Source organism: Mycobacterium sp. NGS18 (assembly GCF_059813185.1).
On sequence record NZ_JCALEC010000009.1, the window covers coordinates 19,244 to 38,178 of the forward strand.

The following is an 18,935-nucleotide window of genomic DNA, read 5'->3' on the forward strand; positions in this document are numbered from 1 at the left end:
CTCAGCCGGTCGGGACCGGCTGGTCGTCGTCGCGTGGCCCGAACGCGCCGAAACGGTCGACCACTTCACCGGGCGGTTCGAGTGACCAGTCCCACCCGGCGATCTGGCGACGCGAACGCCGGCTGAACACGCCCCGCAGCAGCTCGTAGCCGTCGGCGCGCAACTCCAACACCGATACCCCTGAGCCGCTCCGCCACTGCTGCCCCAACTCGTCGGTGATCACCAGCGTCGCGGTGTCGGCCAAGCGCCTGCCGGGTAGATGAACCATCACCTCCAGAAACGGCTGCCAGTGCTCGCGGCCGGTGCGCGGCAGGCCCAACGCCTCGTGCAGGTCGGCTTCGTGGCAGATCGCGTCCGCGGCCAGGTTCGGACCCCTGTGCTGCTGCGGCAGGCTCGACTCGACCGCCGGGGCCGCGCGCTCCCACTCGGCGAGCAACTCCTCGACCGGACGCTCGCGGCGTTCGGCGACGTGCCGCGCGGTCCAGGAGTCGCCCGGCGCGCCGTCGAGCCGGCCGGCCAGGACGTCGGCGGCGCCACCGACCATATGGGCCAGCACGTCGTGCACCGTCCAGCCGGGCGTCGCCGGAACCGGGGTCCGCAGCTGGTGATCGCCGAGCCCGGCAGCCAAGGCCCCGACCCGGTCGCGAGCGGCGCGGTAGATCGCGTCAAGCATGGGAGCCTCCTGCAGTCGGGACCGGAGCCAGTGTGCCCACCCGCGGTTCCTGGTGCGCAAGGCGGGGGCCTGGCAGGTTGGCGCGCAGGATCCGCCACAGCAGCACCGGGTCGCGTAACCGCGAGGGCGGGTCGACGAGGTTGCGCACCCGGAGGATGCGTTCGGTGACGGCGATGTCGCGGGCGGCGGCCGTTCCCACCGCGTCGGCGAACCACCCGCGCAGCCGGTGGCGGATCGGGTGCGAGTGATCGGGTGACGCATCGCTGGATGCGTTCGCAGCCCAGATCGGTGCGATCCGGCCGGCGGCGGCCCGAAAGAACCGCTGCGGCAAATCGGATCCGCGCTGCCGCAGGCAGTCGCGCAGCGCGAGCGCTTCAAGCGCAGCCATCGTCATGCCCTGCCCGTGGAGCGGATTGAGCCGGCACAGGCCGTCGCCGATCACCACCAGTCCGGCGGGGAAGCGCGGCATTCGGTCGTAGCGGTGCCACAGCGCGCCGGTGTCACGGGAGACCGCGATGTCGCCCACCGGCGTGGCGTCGCGCATCCCAGCCATGATGGCCGGCGGCAGCAGCTGCCTGGCCGCGGCCAGCATGGCGGTGAAATCGGCTGGGGGAGAGCCATAGTCGCCGTGGCGGGCGATGGCCAGCATCCAGGTGTTGTGCTCGTAGGCCGCCAGCAACAGCCCAGGCTCGGCCCGGCCCTGGTTGATGAAGACCATCTGGTCGGTGATCCGTCCCGGCGGAATGCGCAGCAATTGACTCGAGTAGCCCGAGGCCGGCTCGAGCCGCTGCTCGGGCACGCTGCCGAAGCCGTGATCGGCGAGGAACGCGGCGGTGTGGGCGGACCGCCCCGTCGCGTCGATGACCAGATCGGCGTGCAGAATCTGCGTCAACCTGTTGCGTCGATTCGTGATTCGCACGCCGGTGACGACCCCGTGTTCCACCACCGGCTCGAGCGCGTCATGGCCGTCGAGGAACGCGACGTTGCCGAGCTTGTCCACGCGCTGTCGCACGTGAAACTCCACGAACGGCCGGCTCGCGCTGTAGACCGCCAGGGCTCGGCGATCGGCGAGCCTGCCGGTCCGGTTCAGCTCGTGCCGGCCGATCCGGGCATACCGCCCGGATAGGTCGGCGTTGTCGATGACCACCGCGCCGGCGGCGGCGAGGTCGTCGAGGATGCCGGGAAACAACTCACCGAGGATGCCGGTGCCGCCGGACAGGAAGCTGTGCAGGTGTCGGCCCTGCGGTACCCCCTTGCGGTGCGCCGGGTGGTCGGGCAGCAGATCGCGGTCCACCACCGTGACGGAGCCGTAGAACTCCGATGCCACCCGTGCCGCCAGCAGGCCGGCCATCCCGGCACCCAGCACGACCGCAGAGGTCGTCGATTCGCCCATTGGTGTGCCCCTCTCATTCAAGGGACCCACGATACAGACAAATTAAGAAAAATAAGAGTATCTTGGCGTAACAGTAAGATTCTTACCCTGCCGGGAGCGGGGCTGTCGGCGCGAACGTGAAGCTGCCTTCACGTTCGGCGGGGACGGGGGACTCGGCGGGGGTGGCGGCCGGGCGACGGTGCACGTTGATCGGCCACCAGAACCAGCGGCCGAGCAGCGCCGCGATCGACGGGGTGATCAGGCTGCGGACGATGAAGGTGTCGAACAGCAGACCCAGCCCGATGGTGGTGCCGATCTGGCCGACCGAACGCAGGTCGCTGGCGATCATCGCGATCATGGTGAACGCGAAGACCATCCCGGCCGCCGTGACCACCTTGCCGGTGGCGCCCATCGCGCGGATCAGCCCGGTCTTCAGGCCGGCCCCCGACCCTGAGCCGATTTCCTCCTTCATCCGCGACACCACCAGCAGGTTGTAGTCCGAGCCCACCGCCAGCAGCACGATCACGCTCATCGCGATCACCAGCCACTGCAGCTCGACGCCGAACACGTACTGCCACAACAGCACCGACAGCCCGAATGACGAGGCCAGCGACAGCACCACGGTCCCGACGATCACGATCGAGGCGACCAGCGCCCGGGTGATCAGCAGCATCACCACGAAGATCAGGATGATGGCGGCGATCGCCGCGATCAGCAGGTCGTAGTGCGCGCCGGTCTGGATGTCGGCGTAGGTGGCCGCGGTGCCGCCCAGATAAAACTTCGCCTTGGCCAGCGGGGTGCCCTTGACGGCCTCCTTGGCGGCCTGCAGTTCGGCGTCCACGTGCGAGATGCCGTCGACGGTCGCCGGATCGGTGTCGTGGGTGATCAGGATGCGGGCCGCCTGGCCGTCCGGGGACATCATCAACTCCATTCCGCGCTGAAAGTCCGGGCTGTCGAAGGCCTCCGGCGGCAGGTAGAACATGTCGTCGTTGCGGGCGTCGTCGAAGACCTGGCCCATCACCGCGGCGGTGTCGGTCATCTGCTCGAGTTGGGTGACCACCTGGCTGAAGCTGCTGTGCATGGTCAGCATGAGATCGCGCATGTTGGTGGTGATGGCGATCATCGGCGGGATCTGCGCGGCGATCTCCGGGGTGATGCCGTCGACCCGGTCCAGCTGATCGGCGAGCGCGGTGGTGTTCTCGGCCAGCTTGTCGAACCCGTCGGTGGCGTCGAACATCGACCGGAACGCGTTGCACACACCGATGTTGAAACAGTGCGGCTCCCAATAGAAATAGTTGCGCAGTGGCCGGACCTGGTCGTCGAAGTCGGCGATCCGGTCGCGCACCTCGGCCATGGTGCCTTCCATGTCATGGGTGGCCTGGTCGGTGCCGTGGGTGGCGTCGGACAACTGGACCGTCAGCCCGTGCAGCCGATCCATCACCGCGACCATCGAGGACAGTTGATCGGCCATGGTCTGGGTGTCGTCGAGGCGCGCCTGCAAGAACTGCAGGTTCTCGCGCATCGTGACGCCCTGCGCACTGATCTGGAATGGCACCGACCCGTGTTCCATCGGCGGCCCGAGCGGGCGGGTGATGCTCTGCACCCGTTCGATGCCGGGAACCCGGAAGATATTGCGGGCGACGCGATCCAGCACCAGCATGTCGCGCGGGTTGCGCATGTCGTGGTCGGCTTCGACCATCAGCATGTCGGGGTTCATCCGCGCCGAGCTGAAGTGCTTCTCCGCCGCGGCGTAGCCGATGTTGGACGGCACGTCGGAGGGGATGTAGTGCCGGTTGTCGTAGCTGGTCTGGTAGCCCGGCAGTACCAGAACGCCCACGGCGGCAACCGCGGCGGCGGCGGCCAGGATCGGTGCCGGCCAGCGCACCACGGCGGTCCCGACTTTGCGCCAGCCGCCGGTCTGGGTGGCCCGCTTGGGATCGAGTAGCCCGAACCGGGCACTGACCGCGAGCACCGCCGGCGCGAAGGTCAGCCCCATTGCCAAGATGGTGAACATGCCCAGCGCGCACGGCACCGCCAGGGTGTTGAAGTAGTTCAGCCGGGTGAAATGCAGGCACAGCATCGCACCGGCGATGGTCAGCCCGGACCCCAGGATGACATGGCTGACGCTGGACAGCGTTGTGCGCTGGGCGGTTTCGGGGTCTTCGCCCGCACCGCGGGCCTCGTGGTAGCGCCCGATCAGGAAGATCCAGTAGTCGGTGCCTGCCGCGATGGCCAGGGCGGTCAGAATGCTGACCACGAAGGTGGAGATCGCGAAGACATGGAAGTTGGCCAGCACCGCGATCAGCCCGCGGGCCACGCTCATCTCGGTGACGACGACCAGCAGCCCGATCAGGGTGGTGGCGATCGACCGGTAGACCACCAGCAGCATCACCGTGATGACGGCCAGGGTGATCCCGGTCATCTTGATCATCGAGGCATCGCCGGCCTCGTTGGTGTCGGCGACCAAGGCGGCCTGGCCGGTGACGTAGGAGCGCAGGCCGGCCGGGGGATCGGAGTGCTCCACGATGTCGCGCACCGCGTCGACCGACTCCACGCCCTGGGCCGAGCCCTGGTTGCCGGCCAGGTGCACCTGCACGTAGGCGGCCCGACCGTCCTCGCTCTGCGAGCCCGCCGAGGTGACCCGGTCGCCCCAGAAATCCTGCACATGCTCGACGTGGGCGGTGTCGGCCTGCAGCGTCTGTACCAGCCGCTCGTAGTAGCGGTGGGCGTCCTCCTGGCCGCCCAGCGGCTCATCGCTTTCCAGCACGATCATCAGCACCGAATCGGAACCGAACTCGCCGAACTTCTCGCCGATGTGCTTCATCGCCATCACCGACGGCGCGTCCTGCGGCGAGAGTGAGACCGCGTTGCGCGCGCCGACGATCTCCAGCTGCGGCACCAGCAGGTTGGTCGCCGCGGCCGCGGCGAGCCAGAACAAGATGATCGGGACGGCCAGGGCACGGACCAGCCGCGGGTAGAGCGGCGCCTTGCCGCCCGGGCTGTGCTGGCCGCTCACTGGTGCACCATCCATGTGTCGGTAGTTCCAGATGGATTGCTGATGCACCCCTGGTCCCCACCGGGCCATCGCCATGATCGCTCGACCTTCGAGGTCCAGCATGAGTTCTGCGAGGTCCGGTGGCCCAGGACACCCAGACTGGCTACAGGGCTGTGCGCCATCGAGCGCCGATCAGTGAGCGACCGGCTGCGGGGTCCCGGGACCACCGGGTGTTCTCTCACTGCTCCAACAGCGAGGTAACAACTATGAGTGTGACCCAACAAGGCGTGCCGGGGCGAGTGTGCGCGGGCGTGGACTGGGCCAAGGACGACCACGCGATCGCCATCATCGACCCCGACGGGCAGGTTCTGCACCGCTTCGCCGTCACTCACGACGCTGCGGGACTGAAGGCCCTGGTGCGGCGTCTGCTCGCGGCCGGCGTGGACGAAGTCGGCATTGAACGCGGCGACGGTCCTGTCGTGGAGGCCCTGATCCAGGCCGGGCTCACTGTCTTGGTGATCCCGCCGGGTCAGCTCAAGAACTTGCGTTCGCGTTACGGGTCGGCAGGCAACAAGGACGACCGGTACGACGCCTACATTCTCGCCGACGTCGTGCGGACCGACCGGCGCCGCCTGCGCCCCCTGGCCCGCGATTCCGCGGCGACCACGGCGCTGCGCACCACGGTCCGTGCCCGCCGCGATCTGGTCGAGCATCGGGTCGCCGTGGCGAACCAGCTGCGAGCGCACCTGCAGATGGTGTTCCCTGGCGCAACAAGCCTTTTCGCCAAGATTGACTCCGCGATCAGCCTCACCTTCCTTGAACGGTTCACCACCCAAGCCCAGGCCGACTGGCTCTCGCCCCAACGCCTGGGCAACTGGTTGTCCTCGGTGTCTTACAGCGGTCACACCGATCCGGAGATCCTGCACACCCGTCTGCTCGCAGCACCACGGGGAGCCATCGGCGCCGAGGCCGAGATCCACACCGTGACCACGCTGGCGTTCGTGGCGATCCTGCGCTCGCTGAACACCCAGATCGAGGCCCTCGCCGCCAGTATCGGCGAGCAGCTCGCCACCCATCCCGACGCACACATCGTCACCTCCCTGCCCCGGTCGGGAACCGTGCGCGCAGCACGGCTTCTCGCCGAAATCGGTGACGCCCGCGGCCGATTCCCGACCGCAGACTCGTTGGCCTGCCTGGCCGGCGTCGCTCCCTCGACTCGACAGTCGGGCAAGGTCAAGGCCGTCACCTTCCGGTGGGGAGCCAACAAAGAACTCCGAGACGCGGTCTGCGACTTCGCCGGCGACTCCCGCCACGCCAACCCCTGGGCCGCAGACCTCTACGCCAAGGCCCGAGCCCGCGGACACGACCACCCCCACGCCGTCCGAATCCTCGGCCGGGCCTGGGTGCACATCATCTGGCGCGCCTGGCAAGACAATGTCGGCTACGACCCCGCCAAGCACGGAGCCCTCCAAGCGCTGCTCGCCAGCACCACCGAAAAGGCGGCCTAAACGACGCGGGGTTGACACAGGGCAACTCATGCGGCCTTCACCACGCAGAACGTCGCCGCGCTGTGGCCGGCGCCCCGCTGCTCATCACGCAGGTCGCCGTTGACGGTAATCCGGCAACCCAGCGCGTCGCTGTCGCCCTGCGCCATGACATTGGCGAACACGCTGGGCTGCGTCGTGGTCAACGTCAGCGACCACGGCAGCGAGTCGAACGTCGCCTCCCGGGACTGAGCGCGTTCGTCGACATAGCTGACCATCCCCGAGGTGTGCTGGGGGCCGTAGATCTCGTAGGTCACGTACTTCGGGACGGTCGAGACGATCTCGCCGCCCGCGGCGGCGGCGGTGGCCGAGTGGTCGGCGCCGAAGACGCCGTGGAACCGGTAGATGACCAGTGCGCCCACGGCCGCGACCGGGACGATCACCAGCACGATCCACAGCCGCTCAAGGGGCGACCGGAGCTTTTGCAATGCGCTCATGGCGGCTAACCTTACGGTCATAAGGAAACAGCTGTAAAGTTAGTTTGTGGCGGCTCACACCCGCGCATCCGGTGTTGTCCAGCACGCAGCCGCCCGATGGCTAACGGTCGTTAGGATGATGACGTGCCCACACCCGCTCGCCGGCGCAATCTGCGAGGTCACGGCGCATTGCTGCGCGAGGAGATCCTGGCGGCGGCTGCCCGGGTGATCGACGGCGCCGACAGTGAGGGTGAGGTCTCGCTGCGGCGCATCGCCCGGGAGGCCGGCATCGCAGCGCCGTCGGTCTACGCGCACTTCGAGGATCGTGACCGGGTGCTCGAGGCCGTCGCCGAGTTGAGCTGGGTGCAGGTCTCCGAGGAGATCGCCGAGCAGGTGCAGGCGGCCACCGATCCGCGCGAGCGCCTACTGATCGGCTGCCGCGTTTACGTGTCGTTCGCGCAACGCCATCCGCTGCGCTACGCCCTGATGACCCAGGACGGTCAAGCGCCGCCGGCGGCTCGCCAGGCGCTCGCCACCGTCACCCGGGCCTTGTTGGCCTGCCGTGGGCGACTGCCGGACGCCACGCCTGATCCGGCTTCCGACCGGGTCGCCGCCGCCTTGTCGGTGGCCTTGCACGGCGTGGCGATGCTGCACCGCAGCGATGCGCCGAACCTATGGCTCAGCGACTTCAGCGCCGACGAGGTGATCCGGACTCTGGTCGACGCCGCCACTTTATTGCTCGCCGACGCGACACCGGCCTGAGCCCGCTGCCTGCGCCGACGGACCTCCAGCGGTTGCAAGCTTCCGGGACCCATGCCACCCTTCCGGATGTGATCGCCCCCACACCGGACTCCACGATCGCTCACAGCTTCCTCCCGGCTATCTTCCAGCGAGTCACCCTAGATTCATCCTCTGTCCACTTTGCTGGCCACGAAATCCCCACATGAGGTCGGATGACATGGAATTTGGAGCGATCCCGCCGGAGGTGCATTCCGGTCTGATGTACTCCGGTGCGGGGCCCGGGCCGCTGCTGGCCGCCGCCGCCGCCTGGCAGGCCCTCGCCGGCGAGTTGCACACCGCAGCCGCGGCCTACCGCTCGGTGATCGCCGACCTGGCCGGTATTTGGCACGGGCCGTCCGCGCTGACGATGGTCGCGGCGGCCACCCCGTATGCGGAGTGGATCGGTGTCACCGCCACCCGCGTCGAGCACGCCGCCGCCCAGGTCTCCTCGGCGGCCGCGGCGTACGAGGCGGCGTTCGCGGCGCATGTTCCGCCGCCGGTGATCGCGGCCAACCGCAGCCTGCTGATGACCCTGGTGGCGACCAACCTGCTGGGCCAGAACGCCCCGGCGATCGCGGCGACCGAGGCCCTCTACGCCGAGATGTGGGCCCAAGACGCCACCGCCATGTACGGCTACGCGGGTTCGGCCGCGGCCGCGACCCAGCTCAGCGTGTTCGACCCGGCGCCGGAAGCCGCCGACGCCGCCACCGATTCGTCCCAGCTGGTCCCCGCGGCCGAAGCTGCCGGGGTGCGGACCGCCTCGGCCGCGCCGTCGAGGGTCTCGCAGCTGCTGTCGGCGGTGCCCAGGACCCTGACCGACCTCACCGCGTCTCCGGCGCAGGCGACACCCGGTGATATCGGGTCCGGCATCGGGGATATCGCCAAGTTCCTGGGCGACCTGACTGGGCCGTACTCGCCGCTGGGCCACCTCGCCAACCTCGGCAGCGGCTGGCTGATCGCCGGGCAGCTCGTGGGTTTGGCCCAGAATCCGCCCGGCGTGGCCAGCCTGCTCAGCGGTCCGGCCCCGATCACCGGCGCCCTGGGGCCGCTGTCGGGCGGCTACATCTCCTACCAGGCGCCGCTCTCGGCCGGTGCCACCACCGTGGCGGCCAGCACCGGACAGGCGAGTCTGGTCGGGTCGCTGTCGGTGCCGGCGAGCTGGTCCACCGCGGCGCCGGCCGGCAAGGCCATGCCGGCGATGCTGTCCAGCAGTTCGGTCGCTTCGAGCGCTTCGGCGTTCGCCGTCGAGGGCTCCTCGGGTGCGATGTTCAACGAGATGGCGCTGTCGAGCCTGGCCGGTCGCGCCGTCGGCGGCACCGCGGTGCAGTCCGTCGCCGGCGGTGCCACCCGGGTGATCGACAAGGCGCCCGACACCGAGGCGCTGACCACCGCCACCATCCTGGTCATCCCGGTGCCTGAGGACGGAGCCACGCCGTGATCGATTTCGCGCTGATTCCCCCGGAGGTCACCTCCGGGCAGATGTACGCCGGCCCGGGCCCCGAATCGCTGCTGGCCGCGGCCACCGCGTGGGAGGGGCTGGCCGCCGAACTGCACGCCGCGACGGCCTCCTACCGTGCGGTGCTCACCTCCCTGACCGCCGAATCGTGGATCGGGACCTCGGCGACCGCCATGATCGCCGCGGCGACACCCTTCGTGGACTGGATGTCGACCGCCGCCGCGCAGGCCACCCAGACCGCGGTACAGGCCGGGGCCGCGGCGAGCGCGTTCGAGGTCGCGCTGGCCGCCGTGGTGCCGCCACCGGTGATCGCGGCCAACCGCAGCATTCGGGCCGCGCTGCTGGCGTCGAACACCTTCGGGCAGAACACCGCGGCGATCGCGGCCGCCGACGCCCAATACGCGCAGATGTGGGCGCAAGACGCCGCTGCGATGTTCGCCTACCAGGCCGCCGCGGCGGCGGCCACCCGGCTGACGCCGCTCGCCCCGCCGCCGCAGACCACCAATTCGGCCGCCGGCCAGACCGGGCCGGGCCTCGCCGCGGCCGGAGACGCGTCGGAGGTCGCCGGCCTTTACGAGGGCCTGTTCGGTGCGCTCGGCGGGGTCATGAAGTTCGGCGGCCTGGGCAACGTCGTGCTCAGCGGACCCAACTTCGGCATGGTGCAGTTGAAGACGTTCTACAAGCCGCAGTCGTTGTTGCCCGAGGTCCCCAAATCGGCGCTGGGAGCCGGCTTGGGCGGAAGCGGGATGAACGCACTGGGCGCCGGATTGGGCGGTGGGCCAAAGTCTGCTTCCGGAGGCGTGGTCCGGGCGGTGACGGCCGGCGTGGGCACGGCCCCGTCGGTCGGGGCGCTGTCGGTGCCCCAGGGCTGGGCGACCGCAACGCCCGCCATCCGGCTGGCCGCCACCTCACTGCCGGCGGCCGGCAGCACAGTCGCCGCACCGATGGCGGGTGTGGGCGGGTTGCTCAACCCGGCCGCGCTGGGCGCCCTGACCGGCGGCGCGCTGGGCGCTCCCGGCTCGCAGCTGATCAATGGCGCCAATATCCGCGGGTCCGCCACCAAAGGCGGTAAAGGCCAAGCCCCGGTTCAGCTCGACCGCGTCATCGCCCAGTTGCAGAAGCAAAAGGACACGGTCCAGCATTGGCAGATCGACGAGGCCGGACTGGACGACCTCCTCGAGGAACTGTCGAAGAAGCCCGGTTTCCACGCGGTGCACCTGAAAAAAGCCGCCAAGGAGGCCGGGGCCGCCGGCTCCGTCGCAGCGACGACGGCACTCCCGTGAAACCGCTCCTGGCGCTGGCCGTTGCGGCCGGCCTGGGCCTGGCCGGCGCCGCTCCGGGGAACGCCGACCCCGAACCGGGCAGCCAGCCAGAGGATGCCGGCGCGGTCCACAATGCGGCCTTCCTGGAGTCGCTGCGCGCGGCCGGGATCACCTACAGCAGCACCAGTCAGGCCATCGAAGCCGCCCGCGCGGTCTGCGGCCTGGTCGACCGGGGCGAACCCGCGTTGCAGGTGATCACCGACCTGAAGGCCAACAATCCCGGCTTCACCACCGACGGCGCGGCGCAGTTCGCCGCCATCGCGGCGCACACCTACTGCCCGCACCAACTGATCAAGAAGTGACGGCCAGCTATCCGCCGCTGGGAGCGGGCGCGGGAGCGGCCGGCCGGGGCTGCGGCACAAAGCCCTTCAGCACGTCGGGCAGGCCGGCCGACTGCTGTGGCGCCGGAGCGCACGTGGGCGGGCATTCGGTCAGTTGCCAGGGCGCGCAGCGGTCGGTCCGGAATGTGGTGTCGCCGGGCTCGATCAGCACCACCTGCGACTTCTTGGTCATCGCGCTGTCGACGACCTTGTCGCCGCTGTTCCGGCGCCAGTAGCAGGCGTTGCCGTCGCGAGGCCCATCGGAGCGGTAGGTCCCCGGTAGGATGTCCCTTCCGACAACGAACGTGCCGTCGGTGTCGATCACCTGCTTGGGCGCGGGCGGGGGAGTCGGCTCGGCCGCGGCGGAGCCCGTGCCGACCCAAGCCGCGGCGAGCGTGACAGCCACCGCCGCGGCGAACTTCATCGGTCTCATACCACGCGAGGGTACCGACCAGCGGAGACTTACGGCTTGACGCCGACGGTGATCAGATCCGACACCAGCAGTGTCCAGGCCGGCCGCGCCACCCGGTGCTGGTCGGCGACGGTGAACCCGGCGTCGGTGAACAGCGTGCGCATCTCGGCCGGCGTCGGCTGGTGCGCGGGATTCCACCGGCCGCCCAGCAGCCGGCGCAGCGGAATGGGGTGGCGGGGGCTCAGCGCGGTCACCGCGGCCATCCCGCCCGGTGCCAGCACCCGGTAGAACTCCCGGACCGCCGCGGGCTGGTCGAAGAAGTGGAACGCCGAGCTGGTCACCACCGCCTCGAGGGTCCCGTCGTCGAACGGCAGGCGCTCGGCGGGGCCGGTCAGCCACTGCACCCGCGTCGAGCGCGCCCGGGCCTCGTTGAGCATCCCGGCGGACATGTCCACCCCGTAGACGGCTTCGGGGGACAGTTCCCGTTCGATGCGGTCGGCGAGGATGCCGGTGCCGCAGGCGATGTCGGCGACTCGGGCCGGCTGATGGGCCCGCAGCGCCGCGATCAGCTCGTCCTGGGCCGGGCGGTAGACCCAGCGCTGCAGGAACCGGGTGTCATAGGCCGGAGCGGCAAAGCTCCAGAATCGGGTGACGGCGTTGTTGAACCCGCGGTGCGGTGTCGGAGTTGCCACGGCGTGAAATCTACCGCTGAGCCGAATAGGGGGTCTCGATGAGAGGCTGTACCCATGACCGTCTGCTACCGGCACCCCGACCGGGCCACCGCGCTGCGCTGCACGCGGTGTCAGCGCTACATCTGCGGCGACTGCATGCGTAGTGCCGCCGTCGGGCAGCACTGTGTGGACTGCGCGCGGGCCGGCGCCGCGCAGCCCCGGACCCGCCCGCTGGTCCGGCGCGGCTCGGGGACACCGGTGGTCAGCTACGGCCTGATCGCCCTGAACGTGCTGGCGTTCATCGGCCAGATGTCGTCGGCTCAGCTGGACTCCGAGCTGGTGCTGTGGTCACCGGCGGTGGCCGACGGGCAGATCTACCGCCTGCTGACCTCGGCGTTCCTGCACTACGGCGCGATGCACCTGCTGCTGAACATGTGGGCGCTGTATGTGGTGGGCCCGTCGTTGGAGGGCCTGCTCGGCCGGGCACGGTTCAGCGCGCTGTACCTGCTCAGCGCGCTGGGCGGCTCGGTCGCGGTCTATCTGCTGGCGCCGCTGACCACCGCAACCGCCGGCGCGTCGGGTGCCATCTTCGGTCTGTTCGGCGCGACGCTGATCGTCGGCCGACGACTGCGGATGGACGTCGGCTGGGTCGTCGCCGTCATTGTGATCAACCTGGTCTTCACCTTCACCATCCCCCGGATCAGCTGGCAGGGGCACCTCGGCGGCCTGATCACCGGGCTGCTGGTGGCGTTCGCCTATGTCTATCCCGCACCGGCGCACCGCAACCGGGTCCAAGCGCTGGTCAGCATCGCGCTGCTGGCGTTGTTCGTCGCGCTGATCTGGTGGCGCACTACCGAATTGGTCGCGTGACCTCAAGCGTGTCCTCCCGTTAGGACGGCTGCTCGCCCCCTAAGCTTTCGGTGGTCCACCAGCGAGAGGATCGACCAATCGGCGCCAACGGCGACCAGGATGAGATGAGTCGACCGGCCGGGAGCCGGACTCGCCGGGCCACCTCGATGCGCACTTCGGGCAAGTCCCGCTGGGTTGCGCCGGCCCCGCGTGCCGCCCGGTTGGCCACGGCACGTGCCGCGGACCGGGTTCGGCGCGACCGGCGACGGCCGGGCATTCACGCTCTCGACGGTCTGCGCGCGGTAGCCGTCGCGCTGGTGCTCGCCGACCACGGCGGCGTCCCCGGGGTGTCGGGCGGGTTCATCGGCGTGGACCTGTTCTTCGTCCTGAGCGGATTCCTGATCACCTCGCTGCTGATCGACGAGCTGCACCGGACCGGGCGGATCGACCTCGGCGGGTTCTGGATCCGCCGCGGCCGACGGCTGCTGCCGGCCCTGGTGCTGATGGTGCTGACCGTGGCGATCGCCCACGAGCTGCTGCCCTCCGACGCGGTGGTGGGCCTGCGCGAGGACGCGATCGCCGCGTTCTTCTGGGTGGCCAACTGGCGGTTCGTCGCCCAGCAGACCGACTACTTCACCGAGGCGGGAACCCCGTCACCGCTGCAGCACACCTGGTCGCTGGGCGTCGAGGAGCAGTACTACTTCCTCTGGCCGCTGCTGCTCATCACGATCGCCCTGCTGCTGGCGTTTCGCGCCCGGCGCCGCGGCAGCCTGGCCACCGTCGGCGGGGTGCGCCTCACGGTCTTTCTGCTGGCCAGCGCAGGCGCGGCCGTGTCGGCGACAGCGGCCGAGGTGCTGGCCTCTGACGCCACCCGCGACCGGGTCTACTTCGGCACCGACACCCGGGCGCAGGCGCTGCTGATCGGCGCCGCCGCGGCGGCGCTGCTGGTGGGGGATTGGCCCGCGCTGACCGCCGGCTGGTCGGTGATCCGCACCGGCTGGGGACGCTGGGTCGCGCGGCTGCTGCCGCTGGCCGGGCTGGCCCTGCTGGCGGTGGCCGCGCACCGCGCCACCGGCAGTGCCGCGGAGTTCCGGGGTGGGCTGCTGACCCTGGTCGCCGTCGCCGCGATCGCGGTGATCGCGCCGGTTGCGCTGCACCAGAGCGGGCTGGTGGCCCGCGCGCTGGCCTGGGCTCCGCTGGTGTGGCTGGGGACCATCTCCTACGGCGTCTACCTGTGGCACTGGCCGATCTTTTTGGTGCTCAACGGCGAGCGCACCGGGTGGTCGGGAGGGGCGCTGCTGGCCGCGCGATGCGCCGTCACCGTGGGTGTGGCGGCGGTGTCATGGTGGGTCATAGAGGAGCCGATCCGGCGCTGGCGGCCGGCGCAGGTGTCACTGCTGCCGCTCGGGGCGGCCGTGAGCGCCACCGCGGTGGCGGTCACGGTGTTCGTGGTCCCGGTCGTCGAGCGGCCCACCGCCGAGACCGGCCTGACCCCGGACATCGCCGCGGCCGCGGCGGTATCACCGTCACCGCCGGCCCGCACCCGTCCGGCGCCGGTGCGCCACGACCCCCACCGGCCGCGCACCGTCTCGGTGTTCGGCGACTCGATCGGCTGGACCGTGATGCACTACCTGCCGCCGACCCCGGGCTACGACTTCATCGACCACACCGTCGTCGGCTGCAGCATCGTGCGGGCCGGGCCGTACCGCTGGGCCGGCAAGACCATCGAGCAGGGGTCGGAATGCGACGGGTGGCCGGCCCGGTGGGCCCGGCAGGTCAGGGCCGACCGGCCCGACGTGGTGCTGCTGTTCGCCGGCCGCTGGGAGACCGTGGACCGGGTCAACGAAGGCCAGTGGACCCACATCGGTGACCCGACCTTCGACGCCTACCTGACCGCGGAACTTCAGCACGCCCTGGACGTCCTGCAGGCCGCCGGCAGCCGGGTGGTGGTGACCACCGTGCCCTACAGTCGCTACGGCGAGCGGCCCGACGGCAAGCTGTGGCCCGAAGACGATCCCAAGCGCGTCGACCGCTGGAACGCGCTGCTGCGCCGGGTGGTCGCTGGGCGCGACGCCGTGTCGGTGATGGATCTGAACAAGAAGCTCGGGCCGAACGGCACCTACACCGCCAAGGTCGACGGCATCAAGGTGCGCAGCGACGGCATTCACCTCACTCCCGAAGGCGTGAAGTGGCTGCTGCCGTGGCTGGAGGAGTCGATCAGCTGATGTGGCGGGGCACTCCCCGTGACCAGCACTGAGCGCAACGTCACAGGGCTCGCCAGGTGCTGGAATAAATTTAGTTTTGCTAACGTAGTATCTATCGGCGCAGCGTCGCGCCCCTTCGCAAACCACTTCCGCGAGATATCTATTTAGAGGTTCCGTTATGACGACTGCTACTTCCTTTTCTGACGACCAGCAGGCCCGCCGCGTTGCCGAGCTGGCCGCCACCGACCCCCAATTCGCCGCCGCCCAGCCCGACCGGACCGTCGCCGATGCCGCCGGCCGGCCCGGCCTGGGGTTGCCGCAGCTGGTGCAGACCGTGCTGACCGGATACGCCGACCGGCCCGCGCTGGGTCAGCGTGCCGTCGACTACGTCGCCGACCCGGCGACCGGTCGCACCGTTGCGCAGTTGCTGCCCCGCTACGACACCATCTCCTACGGCGAGCTGGCCGAGCGGGTCCGCGCCCTGGCCACCGCGCTGGTCGCCGCCGCCGTCCGGCCCGGAGACCGGGTCGCGGTGCTGGGCTTCACCAGCGTCGACTACACCGTCATCGACGTGGCGCTGGGCCAGATCGGTGCGGTCTCGGTGCCGCTGCAGACATCCGCGGCGGTGGCCACCCTGACCCCGATCGTGGCCGAAACCGAGCCCCGCGTCATCGCCGCCAGCGTCGACTCGCTGGCCGACGCGGTTGAGCTGGTGGCCGCCGGCCCCGCCCCCACCCGCCTCGTGGTCTTCGACTTCCACGAGCAGGTCGATGACCACCGCGACGCGCTGGCCGGTGCCCGCGCCGCCCTGGCCGGCGTCGAGGTCGTCGTCGAGCCACTGGCCGAGCTGCTCAGCCGCGGCCGGTCTTTGTCGCCCGCCGGCATGCCCGCCCGGGACGCCGGCGAGGACAGCGACCCGCTGGCCCTGCTGGTCTACACCTCCGGCAGCACCGGCGCACCGAAGGGGGCGATGTACCCGCAGAGCAACGTGGAGCGGATGTGGGTGCGGTCGGCCAAGAACTGGTTCGGCCCGAGCGCCGCGTCGATCACGCTGAACTTCATGCCGATGAGCCACATCATGGGCCGCGGCATCCTCTACGGCACCCTCGGCAACGGCGGCACCGCCTACTTCAGCGCCCGCAGTGACCTCTCCACCTTCTTGGAGGACCTCGCGTTGGTGCGGCCCACCGAGATGAACTTCGTGCCCCGGATCTGGGAGATGCTCTACCAGCACTTCCAGAGTGAGCTCGACGCCTCCGCCGGCGACCCGGTCGCCGAGGCGGAGGTGCTCGCGCGGATGCGCCGTGACTTGCTCGGTGGACGCTGCATCTTCGCGATGACCGGTTCCGCGCCGATCTCCGAAGAACTGCGCACCTGGGTCGAGGGCCTCACCCAACAGCACGTGCTGAACGGCTACGGCTCTACCGAAGCCGGCATGGTGCTCTTCGACGGCGTGGTGCAGCGGCCCCCGGTGCTGGACTACAAGCTGGTCGACGTGCCCGACCTGGGCTACTTCGGCACCGACAAGCCGCACCCGCGCGGTGAGCTGCTGCTCAAGAGCGAGAACCTGTTCCCCGGTTACTACAAGCGCCCCGAGATCACCGCCGAGGTGTTCGACGCCGACGGCTACTACCGCACCGGAGACGTCGTCGCCGAGGTCGGCCCCGACGAGCTGGTCTACGTCGACCGGCGCAACAACGTGCTCAAGCTGGCCCAGGGCGAATTCGTCACCCTGGCCAAGCTGGAGGCCGAGTTCGGCAACAGCGCGCTGGTGCGCCAGATCTACGTCTACGGCAACAGCGCGCAGCCCTACCTGTTGGCGGTGGTGGTGCCCACTGAGGACGCCGTAGCGCGCTTCGATGCCGCCGGCCTCAAGCCGGCGATCGCCGAGTCGCTTCAGCAGGTGGCCCGCGACGCCGGCCTGCAGTCCTACGAGGTGCCGCGTGACTTCATCGTCGAGACCGAACCGTTCACCTTGGAGAACGGCCTGCTCACCGGCATCCGCAAGCTGGCCTGGCCAAAACTGAAGGCGCACTACGGCGCTCGCCTCGAACGGCTCTACACCGAGCTGGCCGAGGGCCAGGCCAATGAGCTGAGCGAACTGCGCGCGCACGGGGCTGATCGCCCCGCGCTGGAGACCGTCAGCCGGGCCGCGGCCGCACTGCTGGGCGCCTCGACCGCCGACTTGGCCCCCGATACCCACTTCACCGATCTGGGCGGGGACTCCCTGTCGGCCCTGACCTTCGGCAATCTGCTGCGCGACATCTTCGATGTCGATGTTCCGGTCGGGGTGATCGTCAGCCCGGCAAGCGATCTGGCGTCGCTGGCCGACTACGTCGAGGCCCAGCGGAGTGGATCGAAACGGCCGACGTTCGCCTCGGTGCACGGCCGGGATGCCGTCGAGGTGGCCGCCGCCGACCTGACGTTGGACAAGTTCCTCGACGAGGCCACCCTGGCGGCGGCACCTTCATTGCCCGGTCCGTCCGAGCAGGTGCGCACCGTACTGCTGACCGGCGCGACCGGCTTCCTGGGCCGCTATCTGGCCCTCGAGTGGCTGGAGCGGCTGGCCCCGGTGGACGGCAAGCTGATCTGCCTGGTGCGGGCGAAGTCCGACGCCGCTGCCCGCCGCCGCCTCGACGAGGTCTTCGACAGCGGCGACGCGAAGCTACTGGCCCGCTACAGCGAGCTGGCGGCCACGCACCTGGAAGTCATCGCCGGCGACAAGGGCGAGGCGAATCTCGGTCTGGAGCAAGATGTTTGGCAGCGGTTGGCCGACACCGTCGACGTGATCGTCGACCCTGCAGCGCTGGTCAACCACGTGCTGCCGTACAGCGAGCTGTTCGGCCCGAATGCCGTCGGCACCGCCGAGCTGATCCGGGTCGCGCTGACCGGCAAGATCAAGCCGTTCACCTACTTCTCCACCATCGGTGTCGGTGACCAGATCCCGCTGGGCAAGTTCACCGAGGACGCCGACGTGCGGTTGATGAGCCCGGTGCGGGCGATCAACGACGGTTACGCCAACGGTTACGGCAACAGCAAGTGGGCTGGGGAGGTGTTGCTGCGCGAGGCCAACGACCTGTGCGGCCTGCCGGTCGCGGTGTTCCGGTGCGACATGATCCTGGCCGACACCAGCTACGCCGGCCAGCTCAACCTGCCGGACATGTTCACCCGGATGATGTTCAGCCTGGTCGCCTCCGGTGTCGCACCCGGTTCGTTCTACGAGCTGGACGCCGAGGGCAACCGCAGCCGCGCCCACTACGACGGGCTGCCGGTGGAGTTCATCGCCGAGGCGTCCACCACCTTGGGTGCCGCTGCCGGTGATGGGTTCGCCACCTACCACGTGATGAACCCCTACGACGACGGCCTGGGCATGGACGAGTTCGTGGACTGGCTGATCGAGGCCGGCTACCCGATTCGGCGGATCGCCGACTACGGCGACTGGCTGCAGCGGTTCGAGACCACGCTGCGGGCATTGCCGGAGCGGCAGCGTCAGGCGTCCCTGCTGCCGCTGCTGCACAACTACCAGAAGCCGCAGCCGCCGATCTGCGGGTCGATCGCACCCACCGATCGATTCCGGACTGCGGTGCAGGAAGCCGAGATCGGTGCTACGCACGACATCCCGCACGTCACGCCGGCGGTGATCGTCAAGTACATCACCGATCTGCAGCTGCTCGGGTTGCTGTAGCACTCAACAGATTTCTCCCGGCGAGCAGTCGCGAAAGCCCCCTGACGGAACCTCCGCAGGGGGCTTTCGCGACTGCTCGCGCCGAAAGGCTTTGGCGCGTTCGCGTTTGACGGTCCCGGATTTCGGTGCCACGATGGACGGCAACGACATCCCCGCATGTCTTGGCCGGAAGGAGGTGAGGGCTACGTGAGTCCCAGCGACGGGCCGTATCCGTGTCCAATCCGTCTGTCCCTCAC

At 69.7% G+C, this 18,935-nt stretch carries 14 protein-coding genes; 8 read left to right on the plus strand and 6 right to left on the minus strand.

Annotated elements, in window-relative coordinates; all coding sequences use genetic code 11:
- Window position 1: 1 nt before the first annotated feature.
- The 3 genes from AC5Y31_RS16690 to AC5Y31_RS16700 form a co-directional block, all read right to left on the minus strand.
- Complete coding sequence (locus AC5Y31_RS16690; protein ID WP_301632597.1) at window positions 2-673, minus strand: maleylpyruvate isomerase family mycothiol-dependent enzyme; 672 nt, start codon at window positions 671-673, stop codon at window positions 2-4.
- Window positions 666-2,066 carry an FAD-dependent monooxygenase family protein gene (locus AC5Y31_RS16695; protein WP_301632599.1) on the minus strand — a complete coding sequence of 467 codons (1,401 nt, stop codon included), beginning with the start codon at window positions 2,064-2,066 and terminating at the stop codon, window positions 666-668. The genes AC5Y31_RS16690 and AC5Y31_RS16695 overlap by 8 nt, the downstream gene beginning before the upstream one ends.
- 82 nt (window positions 2,067-2,148) lie before the next feature.
- Complete coding sequence (locus AC5Y31_RS16700) at window positions 2,149-5,061, minus strand: MMPL/RND family transporter (RefSeq protein WP_499981660.1); 2,913 nt, start codon at window positions 5,059-5,061, stop codon at window positions 2,149-2,151.
- A gap of 245 nt (window positions 5,062-5,306) precedes the next feature.
- Between AC5Y31_RS16700 and AC5Y31_RS16705 the strand changes: the two genes are divergently transcribed.
- Complete coding sequence (locus tag AC5Y31_RS16705; protein WP_499981662.1) at window positions 5,307-6,548, plus strand: IS110 family RNA-guided transposase; 1,242 nt, start codon at window positions 5,307-5,309, stop codon at window positions 6,546-6,548.
- Between the two features lie 26 nt (window positions 6,549-6,574).
- Here the strand turns inward: AC5Y31_RS16705 and AC5Y31_RS16710 are convergent, their stop codons facing one another.
- Window positions 6,575-7,021: an MmpS family transport accessory protein gene (locus AC5Y31_RS16710; protein ID WP_301632602.1), complete on the minus strand. Its 447-nt coding sequence runs from the start codon at window positions 7,019-7,021 to the stop codon at window positions 6,575-6,577.
- A gap of 123 nt (window positions 7,022-7,144) precedes the next feature.
- Here AC5Y31_RS16710 and AC5Y31_RS16715 point away from each other — a divergent pair, with 123 nt between their 5' ends.
- From AC5Y31_RS16715 to AC5Y31_RS16730, 4 genes are all read left to right on the plus strand, one after another.
- Window positions 7,145-7,762 (plus strand): TetR/AcrR family transcriptional regulator, encoded by a 618-nt coding sequence (locus tag AC5Y31_RS16715; protein ID WP_301632604.1) that lies wholly within the window; start codon window positions 7,145-7,147, stop codon window positions 7,760-7,762.
- Between the two features lie 196 nt (window positions 7,763-7,958).
- Complete coding sequence (locus tag AC5Y31_RS16720) at window positions 7,959-9,218, plus strand: PPE family protein (RefSeq protein WP_499981664.1); 1,260 nt, start codon at window positions 7,959-7,961, stop codon at window positions 9,216-9,218.
- Window positions 9,215-10,519, plus strand: coding sequence for a PPE family protein (locus AC5Y31_RS16725; protein WP_301632608.1), 1,305 nt, complete (start codon window positions 9,215-9,217; stop codon window positions 10,517-10,519). Before AC5Y31_RS16720 ends, AC5Y31_RS16725 begins: the two co-directional genes overlap by 4 nt.
- Window positions 10,516-10,860 (plus strand): DUF732 domain-containing protein, encoded by a 345-nt coding sequence (locus tag AC5Y31_RS16730; protein WP_065024795.1) that lies wholly within the window; start codon window positions 10,516-10,518, stop codon window positions 10,858-10,860. Before AC5Y31_RS16725 ends, AC5Y31_RS16730 begins: the two co-directional genes overlap by 4 nt.
- Window positions 10,861-10,867: 7 nt before the next feature.
- Here AC5Y31_RS16730 and AC5Y31_RS16735 read toward each other — a convergent pair whose 3' ends face one another.
- Together AC5Y31_RS16735 and AC5Y31_RS16740 are read right to left on the minus strand one after the other, a co-directional pair.
- Entirely contained in the window at window positions 10,868-11,311 is a 444-nt protein-coding gene (locus AC5Y31_RS16735) for an Rv1352/Rv1906c domain-containing protein (RefSeq protein WP_301632610.1), read from the minus strand.
- Between the two features lie 29 nt (window positions 11,312-11,340).
- On the minus strand, window positions 11,341-11,982 hold the full coding sequence (locus AC5Y31_RS16740) for a class I SAM-dependent methyltransferase (protein ID WP_065024793.1): 642 nt from the start codon (window positions 11,980-11,982) through the stop codon (window positions 11,341-11,343).
- Window positions 11,983-12,036: 54 nt separating this feature from the next.
- Here AC5Y31_RS16740 and AC5Y31_RS16745 point away from each other — a divergent pair, with 54 nt between their 5' ends.
- From AC5Y31_RS16745 to car, 3 genes are all read left to right on the plus strand, one after another.
- Window positions 12,037-12,831 carry a rhomboid family intramembrane serine protease gene (locus tag AC5Y31_RS16745; protein WP_301632613.1) on the plus strand — a complete coding sequence of 265 codons (795 nt, stop codon included), beginning with the start codon at window positions 12,037-12,039 and terminating at the stop codon, window positions 12,829-12,831.
- A 146-nt stretch (window positions 12,832-12,977) separates the two neighbouring features.
- Complete coding sequence (locus AC5Y31_RS16750) at window positions 12,978-15,035, plus strand: SGNH/GDSL hydrolase family protein (RefSeq protein WP_499981788.1); 2,058 nt, start codon at window positions 12,978-12,980, stop codon at window positions 15,033-15,035.
- 157 nt (window positions 15,036-15,192) lie between these two features.
- A complete protein-coding gene (car, locus tag AC5Y31_RS16755) occupies window positions 15,193-18,699 on the plus strand; it encodes a carboxylic acid reductase (protein WP_499981666.1) in 3,507 nt (1,168 codons plus the stop codon).
- The last annotated feature ends 236 nt before the right edge of the window (window positions 18,700-18,935 follow it).